Genomic DNA, 9,760 nt, shown 5'->3' with positions numbered 1-9,760 from the left:
GAGCGCACTGAGCGCTGGGCGGCCCTTCGACAAGCTCAGGGACCGGGCTCTCGCAGGGACCTTGCCTCAGGACCGGGCCTTTCGCAGGGACCTTGCCGCAGTGTTCCCTGAGCCTGTCGAAGGGAGCGCACTGAGCGCTGGGCGGCCCTTCGACAAGCTCAGGGACCGAGCTCTCGCAGGGACCTTGCCTCAGGACCGGACTTTTGCAGAGACCTTGCCAGGGACCGGGCTTTCGCAGGGACCTTGCAGCACTGCCGCACACAGCCTCTCAGTCCAGATGCGCGAAACGTGGCCACGCATCCGCCCACGCCACCCGCCGTCCGGTGCAGACCGTGACGGGCAGGTGCTGCTCCTCGTTATCGACGCCCACGCCGTTGTCGAGTCGAGCACGCACCGTGCACGACGCGAACAGCGACTCGAGCGGCTCCGCGCGATACCCGACGAACACCGCGGAGTCCGCCGTATCCGGCGGATGCCCGTGGTACCAGAGCTCGTTGTGGTCGCTGTAGACCGCGCGCAACCCCAGCGCCGGTCCGAAGCGCGCGATCGCGCCGGCCTCACCGTAGTTCGAGGTGATGACCGGCACCCCGGCAGGAGTGACCGCCGCGACCTGTCGAACGTATTCCGGCCAGCCCACGCTGTCGGCCGTCGCCTGGTTGATCGACGGGATCGGTGTGGCGCCGACTGCGGCGACGGGAACGAGCGGCAGCGCGATCAGCGCCGACACCACGCCGTTGAGCGCGACCGCGATCCACACGAGCCAGCGCCGGCCCCTCGTGCGCATCCAGTCGGCGGTGGGAACGCATCCGAGGGCCAGGAGCACACTCACCATGCCGAGCGGATAGTAGAACTGGGCACTGCCGACGAAGGTGAACACGAGCACCACCGCGAACCCCACCAGCAGCAACCGGATGCTGCGCCACGGCGGTCGGCGTAGCAGACTCACGATTCCGGCCACCCAGATGGGCACGAGCAGGGGTCCGGCCAGGGTCAACAGCAGAGGCCACATGAGCACCCGCGTCTCGCCGCCGTTGTCGGCCGCGAGTGCAGCACCCATCGCGAACTGCGGCCATGCGTGCGTGGCCTGATAGAGCACGTTCGGCAGAGCGATCACTCCCGTCAGCACCACGCCCGCCCACAGCCAAGGCGAACGCAGTGTTCGCCACGGCCCGACGGCAAGCAGGCCCAGGCCCACTCCGATGAGCAGAACGGCGATGAGCAGCCGGTTGTAGCTCGCGACGCCCGCCACGAGACCGACCCAGAGCCACGCGCGCGCATCCGGTCGCAGCAGGGCCCGGATGGCGAACAGGCACACCAGCGGCCATGCGACGAGGTCGAGGGATGCGGTGAGCAGCACGTGCCCGAGCACCATCGGGAAGGCGGCGGCGGCAGCGGCCCACGCGCTGAGCGATTGCGCGCGTCGTGCCCCTCCGGCCTCGCGGGTGAGAAGGGCCGCAACGAGCACGGTCGCGACCGCCGAGAGCATCGCGGGCACCCGCAGGAACCACGGCTCGTCGACGACGGATGCGAGTGCATGCGCCAGAAGCGGCGTGAGGGGAGGCTGGTCGACGTACCCCCACGCCGGATCGAGCATGCGGAAGTACAGTTCGTCGCGGTGATAGCCGTAGCCCTGGCTCGTCGCTGCAAGCAGCAGGGCGAGGGCGGCCATCGCCATTCCGACGGGCCGCCAGGCCAACGGATGTCGCGGGGCGGCTCCCCCAGAGGCGGGCGACGAGGGATGCAACGAGGTGAACGCTGCCGAGGCGGGCGACGTCATGGGCGTAACGCTACTGGCGCAGAGCCGGTGCGTCGAGGGCGCCGCGTCGACGGCATCCGTCGCCTGCCGACGCCAACCGCGAACCCCGTCATCACCGCGCACCGGATCGCTCTCGCCAAGCACCCCGCGTATCACGGAACCCCGCAGCCGCAACCCCCGTGGTCCCGCAAGGGTGCGCGCGTAGCATGGCCGCGCCAGGCCGAACCACCCCGATCCGGCCGCGACTGTCGGGAAGCACGCACCTCATGACCACAACGATGGATACCCCTACGAAGACCGCGAGCGATTCGGGCAGCCGCCCCTTCGCGACCATCAATCCGTACACCGGCGAAACCGAGAAGGAGTTCCCCTTTCTCGAGAGCGACCAGGTCGTTCCGGTCATCGAACGGGCGGATGCCGCCTTCCGCGCCTGGCGAGAGGTCGCCGTCGAGAAGCGAGCAGCGGTGGTGCGCCGAGCGGGCGATCTCATGCTCGAGCGGGCCGACGAGCTCGCCGCGCTCATCACCCTCGAGATGGGCAAGCTCATCAACGAGAGCCACTTCGAGGTGCGACTGGCCGCGAGCATCCTGCAGTACTACGGCGATCGCGGGGCCGAATTCCTCAAGCCCGAGCAGCTGAGCGTCGACGAGGGATCCGCCGAGGTCGTCAACGCACCGCTCGGCGTGCTGCTGGGCGTCGAGCCATGGAACTTCCCCCTCTACCAGGTCGTGCGCTTCGCCGGCCCGAACCTCGTCGTGGGCAACACCATCCTGCTGAAGCACGCCGAGATCTGCCCGCAGTCCGCTCTCGCGCTCGAGCAGCTCTTCACGGATGCCGGTGCTCCCGAGGGCGTCTACACCAACGTCTTCCTGCGCATCCCCGACGTGGAGACCGTGATCGCGCACCCCGCCGTGCAGGGTGCGTCGTTGACGGGGAGCGAGCGCGCCGGCGCATCCGTCGGCGAGATCGCGGGCCGCAACCTCAAGAAGTGCGTGCTCGAACTCGGCGGCAGCGACCCGTTCATCGTGCTCGATGCGCCCGATATCGACCACGTCGTCGGCGCTGCGGTCGCGGGCCGCATGGGCAACACCGGGCAGAGCTGTGTGGCGGCCAAGCGCTTCATCGTGATGGACGAGGTCTACGACGCCTTCGTCGAGAAGTTCGGTCAGGCCTTCGCGGCGCTGCAGCCCGGCGATCCCGCAGACCCGGCGACGACTCTGGGGCCGGTCTCCTCCGAGCGCGCCGCCGCCGATCTCATCGCCCAGGTGCAGGATGCCGTCGAGAAGGGCGCCACGGTCGTGACGGGCGGCGCCCGGGTCGACCGGCAGGGCGCGTTCGTCGAGGCGACCGTCGTGACCGATGTCACGCCCGACATGCGAGCGTTCAGCGAGGAGCTGTTCGGCCCGGTCGCAGTGGTCTACCGGGTCTCGAGCGACGACGAGGCGGTCGAGCTCGCCAATGGCACCACCTTCGGCCTCGGCGGCGCGGTGTTCAGCAGCGACCCCGAGCGCGCCCGACGCGTGGCCGACCGGGTCGAGAGCGGCATGGTGTGGATTAACCACCCCACCTCCTCGCAGGCCGACCTGCCTTTCGGCGGGGTGAAGCGCTCGGGCTTCGGCCGCGAACTCTCGCACCTCGGCATGTTCGAGTTCACCAACCGCAAGCTCGTGCGCACCTTCCCGGCCGACACGAAGACCGGCCACGTAGCGGGCTGACAGGATGCGGCCCGCTTGCCATCGCGGCCGCGTGGCACACGCCCGCCCGTTCCACGACGAGGAACGGGCGGGCGACATCCGATGAGGAGGATTCCATGACGAGTGCACTCGTACTCGGTGGCGGCGGGGTCACGGGAATCGCCTGGGAGACCGGGATGCTCTACGGTCTCGAGCAGCTCGGCGTCAACCTGCGCACCGCGGGGCGGCTCGTCGGTACGTCGGCGGGGTCCACAGTCGCCGCGCAGCTCGCATCCGGAACCTCGCTCGAGCAGCTGTTCGCGGCTCAGCGCGACGGAGCGGTGACCGAGAGGGCGGCGTCGCTCGGTGCGGCCGGCATCTTCCGCCTCGTCTCCACGCTCGCCTTCGCCCGCGATCGTGAGCGCGCGCTGCGCACGCTGGGTGCGGCGAGCCTTGCGCGCTCCACACCCGAGCAGGCGACGGCCCGGCGAGACGTGATCCGTCAGCGCGTGCCCGTGAACGAGTGGCCCGACAGTGACCTGCGCATTCCCGCCGTCGAGGTCGAGACCGGTCGGCTGCGCGTGTTCACCGCCGCCGACGGCGTTCCCCTCGTCGACGCGGTCGCGGCCAGTTGCGCCGTTCCGCTCGTGTGGCCGCCCATCGAGATCCAGGGGCGGCACTACATCGACGGCGGCCTGCCGTTCGTCGCGAACGTGCAGCTGGCGGCGGGATGCGACCCGGTCGTCGTGCTCGCGCCGATCGCCGGCGGCATCGGACGCGGCACCTCGGTGCGGGCGCAGCTGAGCGGACTCGAACCGCGCCCGCGCAGCCTGTCGGTCTCTCCGGATCGGACGGCGAGGAGGGCTCTGGGACGCAACTCGCTCGATCCCGCTGCCCGCCGCGCCTCGGCGATCGCCGGTTACGAACAGGCCGCTCGCGTCGCCCCGGCGCTCCGCGACTTCGTGCGGGGTGCAGGGCTCGCGCGGCGCTGACTCAGGGGTTCGCGGCTGCCTTCTTCGACGAGGCCGCGAGCGGAGGCCGCAGGTCGGGTGAGCGTGCGGCGCGCACCACAGCCTGCACGGGTTCGTGATCGGATGCCGCAGCTCCGTCGAAGCGGACGGCGTTGATGCCGGTGCGCAGCACCTGAACCCCGGGACCGACGAGGATGAGGTCGATGCGCTTGCCGCCCACCCGCCGGCGACGGTAGTTCGAGAAGGTGCCCCACTGGGGAGTGAGCCTTTCGGCGCCGGCTTCCCAGGTGTCGCGCAGAACGCCATCAGCGGTGAGTTCTCGATAGACCGGCGAGGTCACGTCGGCGTTCACGTCGCCCATCACGACGATGGTCGCGTCGGGATCGGCTGCGTGGTCGGCGGCTGCGAGGGCGCGGATCATCCTCGCGGACTCGAGCCGGGCCTTGCGGGAGATGTGGTCGAAGTGGGTGGCGAAGGCGAACAGTCGCGACTGCGTCGCCACGTCGCGGAATTGGGCGGAGACCACCACTCGTGGAACGAAGTTGCCCCACGATCTCGATCCCGGCACATCCGGGGTCGCCGAGAGAGCGCGCTGGCGCCAGTCGATCAGTTCGAGGCGGCGGCTGTCGTAGAACAGCAACGTGCGTTCGCCGCGGCCGTTGGCGTTGCGGCCGTTGCCGAGACGTCGATAGTGCGGCCCGAGCGCCTGGGAGAGAAAGTCGACCTGGTCGGCGAGGGCCTCCTGCACCGCGAGCAACGTCGGCTGCTCTGCCCGCAGCACGAGCTCGAGCAACCACTTCCGGGTCGGCCAGCGATCGGGATTGCCCCGACGCACATGGGGAATGCGTCGCCGGATGTTGTACGTCATGACGTGCAGGTCTGGTGCCGTCACCGCACCGATGAGTGGACCATCCGTCATGGGTTCAGCGTAGGGGCCGCATCCAACACGGTCGTGGTGGTTGACACGGCGCGCTCCGCCCGCGTGGCGGGCCGCTCCTACGCCCGCCGTTGCGCCACGTGCCCGGCCGCTCCTGCTCGCGGTTGCGCCACCTTCACGGCCGTTGCGCCAGATCTTCTGGCGCAACGGCCGAAGAGCTGGCGCAACAGGCAGGTGCGGCGACGGGCGCGGCCGGTGCGGCGACGACCGCGGCAACGGATGCGGCAGCCGCCGCGGCGAGCCGCTCAGCGGTCGTTCAGCACCACGTCCGCGAAGCCGGCGACGCGTTCCTGCAGGCTCGCGATGCGCTCGAGGCGCGCGGCCTCCACGTCGAATCCGATGTAGGCCATCGGCGGCCGCTTGCGCACGTTGACTGAGCACTGAAAATCGGCGCAGACGAGGATGCCGACCGTGTCGCCGTTGCGGCCGCCCGGACCGACGCGGCGGGCACTGTAGAAGACCACCTCGTTGGGCAGGGTGACGTCTTGGCACCAGGAGCACTGGGCGCGCTTGCGCGGTGTGGCCTCGGCCTGCTTCAGCAGGATGCCGACCGGCTCGCCCTCGAAGGGAATGACCGCGTAGGCGCGCTTCGGAAGCTTGGGGTCGCGCCATCCGAGGTAGTCGAGCTTGTCCCAGTCGAGCTGGTCGAAGCCGGTGGGCAGAGTGAGGTCGCTGACCTCTTTGCGCGTCGCATTCACGAGCGAGGCGCGCAGGGTTGATTCGTTCAGGGAGAACATGTGATTCGCCAATCGTCGTCGGCCCCGAGTGGATGCCGGGGCAGTAGGTCGTTCGGACGGCACGGCAAGCAGGGTCGATCCTCGACCTCACTGCTCAGCGGCGCCGCTTCTCACCGTCGGGTGAGACGGAGGGGAAGCGGCCGTTATCTGACGCCGGCGGAAGATGCGCCGACGACCTCCCCACGCCCCGACCGGGCGACGAACGAATGCGAAGTGATCACGCATCCAGCGTAGCGTCTGTGCCTGATCGCACGCCGAGGGCGGCGACGGATGCTCGGCCGCCCGCTTCGGCGTATCGTGACGGCCATGGCGGACTGGGATGAGGTGCGGCGCCTGGCGCTGGAATTCCCCGATACGACGGAGAAGACGAGCTGGGGCGCCGCCCATTGGCGTGTTCACGACAAGGGATTCGTGTGGGAGCGGCCGCTGCGCAAGAACGACCTCGCCGCACTGCGGCTCGACGAGCAGCGTGAGCCGGTGGTGGGCGCGCGCGTCGAAGACGAGGCGACGAAGTTCGCACTTGTCGAGGAAGACCCCACGGTGTTCTTCACGACGCCGCACTTCGACGGCTTCGCGTCGATTCTCGTGTGGCTCGAGCGCATCTCGCACCGCCGGCTGACCGAGGTGGTGACGGATGCGTGGCTCACCATCGCGCCGAAGCGTCTCGCCGACGAGTGGCTGCTCTCGCACTCCGACTGAGATCGCCGCGCTCATTGTTCGCTGAGCTTGTCGAAGCGCCGGGAGCGGGCTGGGTTCCCTTCGACAGGCTCAGGGAGCGGCCGCTGTTCGCTGAGCTTGTCGAAGCGTGGTGAGTGGGCTGGGTTCCCTTCGACAGGCTCAGGGAACGGACACTGCCCAGCGGACTCAACCACTGTTCGCTGAGCTTGTTGAAGCGCCGTGAGTTGCCTCGCTAGCACGGCAGCCACATCCGTCGCCGAGCACAATGGCCGTTTTCTTGCGAGAGATGGCATTCTTGCCAATGGCGCGAGTCGGCAGAGTCCGCGACCCTGTGAACGGAGGGAGGAAACCATGGCATCGAACAACCATCGCGTCGTCGTGCTCGTGCTCGAGGGGGCGAAGCCGCTCGACGTCGGCATCCCGGCCCAGGTGTTCACCAAGCGCGAGAGCATGCCCTACGAAGTCAGCGTCTGCGGCGCCGCACCCGGCCTCGTCACCGGCGGCGATGGCCTCTCGTACCACGTGGCCGAGGGCCTCGAGGCGTTCGAGCACGCCGACACCATCTTCATTCCCGGCTACCGGGAACCCGCACGCGAAGACCCGCCGGATGCCGTCATCAATGCCCTACGCGCCGCTCAGGCACGCGGCACTCGGCTCGCCGCCATCTCGACGGGTGCCTTCGCGCTCGCCGCAACCGGACTGCTCGACGGCAAGCGGGCCACGACGCATTGGCACTACACCCGGCAGCTCGGCGCCAAGCATCCGCTCGTTCGCGTGGATGAGAACGTGCTCTTCGTCGACGAAGGGAGCGTGCTCACGTCGGCCGGAGCCGCATCGGGCATCGACCTCTGCCTGCACCTCGTGCGACGAGACCACGGCGTCGCGCTCTCGAACCGCGTGGCGCGTCGGCTCGTCGCAGCGCCGTATCGCAGCGGCGGCCAGGCGCAGTTCGTACCCCGCAGTGTGCCCGAGCCCCTCGGCGAGCTGTTCGCCGGCACGCGCCAATGGGCGCTTGGTCGACTCGAAGACCCGCTCACCATCGACGCCCTCGCCCGGCACGCCGCCGTATCACCGCGCACCTTCTCGCGGCGTTTCGTCGAAGACACCGGCTACACGCCGATGCAGTGGATACTCCGGGCCCGCGTCGACCTCGCTCGCGAGCTGCTCGAGAGCACCGACCTCGGCGTGGAAGCCGTCGCCCACCGTGTGGGCCTCGGCACGGGCGCCAACCTGCGCCTGCACTTCCAGCGCATCCTCGGAAGCTCCCCGACGGACTACCGGCGCACCTTCTCGGCGTAGCCGTTGACGCGTCGTATGGGCGCAGGCGACTCCTGCTCCACTCCCGCCCCCCCGCGGATCCCGCCGCTCAGCCGCCCGACGGCGGCGTGCGTACGGCCTTGACGGTGTTCACGATCGCGTAGATCAAGAAGCCGATCGCCGTGGCGAACGTCGACCAGGTGCGCCACAGGGCAGCGTCCGAGGAGGTGAGCAGCGAGAACCAGACGGCGAACCAGGCGAGCGCGATCGGGTAGCCGAGGCCGGCCATGACGCCGTATGGCCGTGGCTTGCCCTTCGCTGGGTCGATCATCGGATCGGTCATCGGGGCCACGCTCCCACAGAGCCGCGCCGCTGTCCATAGTGCGTGGCGGCGTGCGGCCGACGGGCGACCGGGAGGCGGCGGCCGGGCCCGCATCCCTCTCACCCGTTGAACCATTTGCTCGCCGCTGAGCCGCCAGGAACGGATCAACGGCGACGAAATGGTTCAGAGGAGGGTGCGGGCCGGTGCGGGGGGCGGCGTGAGGCGGGCGGGAGCCCGAGCCAGGCGCGATCCTTGCGGCGCGTGGCATCCGTCACGGCGAGATGCTTGCGCACGCTGGCACTCTCGCCACTGGGCAGGCAGCGGGCCGACGCCGAGCATGGAGAGGTCAACCGAAAGGACACCATGACTCGCATCGCCGTCAACGGATTCGGCCGCATCGGCCGCAACGTGCTGCGCGCCCTGATCGAGCGCGACTCCGCGCTCGAGGTCGTCGCCATCAACGACCTCACCGAACCCGCCACCCTCGCCCACCTGCTGAAGTACGACAGCTCGCTCGGCCGGCTCGGCCGCAGCGTCGAGGTCGACGGCGACACGCTCGTGGTCGACGGTCGCCGCATCCGGGTGCTCGCCGAACGCGAACCGGCGAACCTGCCATGGCGCGAACTCGGTGTGGACCTCGTGCTCGAGTCCACCGGTCGCTTCACCGCGGCGGATGCGGCCCGCGGCCACCTCGACGCCGGCGCCTCCCGCGTGCTCATCAGCGCTCCGTCAGAGGGCGCCGACGTGACCCTCGCCTACGGCGTCAACACCGACGCCTACGACCCCGCGAACCATCGGATCGTCTCCAACGCCTCGTGCACGACCAACGCGCTCGCGCCGCTCGCATCCGTTCTCGACGACCTCGCGGGCATCGAGCACGGCTTCATGACTACAGTTCACGCCTACACGCAGGAGCAGAACCTGCAGGACGGGCCGCACCGCGACCTGCGCCGCGCCCGCGCCGCCGCCGTCAACATCGCGCCGACGACTACGGGTGCGGCTAAGGCGATCGGCCTCGTGCTTCCCCGGCTCGACGGCAAGCTCTCGGGTGACTCCATCCGCGTGCCTGTTCCGGTCGGCTCGCTCGTCGAGCTCAACACCACCGTGGCACGTGAGGTGAGCCTCGAGCAGGTTCTGGATGCCTACCGCACCGCCGCCGCCGGACCGCTCGCGGGCATCCTCGACTACGCCGAAGACCCGATCGTCTCGAGCGACATCACCGGCGAGCCGGCCTCCGCCATCTTCGACGCCGCCCTCACTCGGGTGCACGGCTCCCACGTGAAGGTCGTCGCCTGGTACGACAACGAGTGGGGATTCTCGAACCGCGTCGTCGACACCCTGGAGTTGCTCGCCGGCTGACGGCGGCTTGGCCGCTTCGGATGCAGGACGAGCGGCACGGCGAGCGCCATACGGCCTCGCCGTGCCGCTC

Annotated in this window: 9 protein-coding genes; 5 read left to right on the top strand and 4 right to left on the bottom strand. The window is 69.7% G+C overall.

The window, feature by feature from the left end; genetic code table 11:
• Positions 1–268: 268 nt before the first annotated feature.
• A complete protein-coding gene (locus tag WDJ51_RS08855; RefSeq protein ID WP_337852086.1) occupies positions 269–1,777 on the bottom strand; it encodes a glycosyltransferase family 39 protein in 1,509 nt (502 codons plus the stop codon).
• 245 nt (positions 1,778–2,022) lie between these two features.
• On the opposite strand from WDJ51_RS08855, the gene WDJ51_RS08850 reads away from it, so the two are divergent.
• A complete protein-coding gene (locus WDJ51_RS08850) occupies positions 2,023–3,471 on the top strand; it encodes an NAD-dependent succinate-semialdehyde dehydrogenase (RefSeq protein WP_337852085.1) in 1,449 nt (482 codons plus the stop codon).
• Between the two features lie 95 nt (positions 3,472–3,566).
• Complete coding sequence (locus tag WDJ51_RS08845) at positions 3,567–4,421, top strand: patatin-like phospholipase family protein (RefSeq protein WP_337852084.1); 855 nt, start codon at positions 3,567–3,569, stop codon at positions 4,419–4,421.
• A gap of 1 nt (position 4,422) precedes the next feature.
• On the opposite strand, the gene WDJ51_RS08840 is transcribed toward WDJ51_RS08845, so the two are convergent.
• Together WDJ51_RS08840 and WDJ51_RS08835 are read right to left on the bottom strand one after the other, a co-directional pair.
• Positions 4,423–5,319, bottom strand: coding sequence for an endonuclease/exonuclease/phosphatase family protein (locus WDJ51_RS08840; protein WP_337852083.1), 897 nt, complete (start codon positions 5,317–5,319; stop codon positions 4,423–4,425).
• A 263-nt stretch (positions 5,320–5,582) separates the two neighbouring features.
• Entirely contained in the window at positions 5,583–6,074 is a 492-nt protein-coding gene (locus WDJ51_RS08835; protein ID WP_337852082.1) for an FBP domain-containing protein, read from the bottom strand.
• Between the two features lie 306 nt (positions 6,075–6,380).
• Between WDJ51_RS08835 and WDJ51_RS08830 the strand changes: the two genes are divergently transcribed.
• Both WDJ51_RS08830 and WDJ51_RS08825 read left to right on the top strand, forming a co-directional pair.
• The gene (locus WDJ51_RS08830; protein ID WP_337852081.1) at positions 6,381–6,773 is read left to right on the top strand and encodes an MmcQ/YjbR family DNA-binding protein; all 393 of its coding nucleotides are present in this window, start codon (positions 6,381–6,383) and stop codon (positions 6,771–6,773) included.
• Positions 6,774–7,103: 330 nt separating this feature from the next.
• A complete protein-coding gene (locus tag WDJ51_RS08825; RefSeq protein ID WP_337852080.1) occupies positions 7,104–8,051 on the top strand; it encodes a GlxA family transcriptional regulator in 948 nt (315 codons plus the stop codon).
• Positions 8,052–8,118: 67 nt separating this feature from the next.
• On the opposite strand, the gene WDJ51_RS08820 is transcribed toward WDJ51_RS08825, so the two are convergent.
• Positions 8,119–8,352 carry a hypothetical protein gene (locus WDJ51_RS08820; protein WP_337852079.1) on the bottom strand — a complete coding sequence of 78 codons (234 nt, stop codon included), beginning with the start codon at positions 8,350–8,352 and terminating at the stop codon, positions 8,119–8,121.
• Positions 8,353–8,694: 342 nt separating this feature from the next.
• On the opposite strand from WDJ51_RS08820, the gene gap reads away from it, so the two are divergent.
• The gene (gene gap, locus WDJ51_RS08815) at positions 8,695–9,690 is read left to right on the top strand and encodes a type I glyceraldehyde-3-phosphate dehydrogenase (RefSeq protein ID WP_337852078.1); all 996 of its coding nucleotides are present in this window, start codon (positions 8,695–8,697) and stop codon (positions 9,688–9,690) included.
• Positions 9,691–9,760: the final 70 nt, after the last annotated feature.

Origin of the sequence: Rathayibacter sp. YIM 133350 (assembly GCF_037404875.1) — a bacterium.
Lineage (GTDB): Bacteria > Actinomycetota > Actinomycetes > Actinomycetales > Microbacteriaceae > Orlajensenia.
The sequence above is the reverse complement of the archived record's forward strand: the minus strand, read 5'-3'. Positions and strand labels throughout refer to the sequence as shown.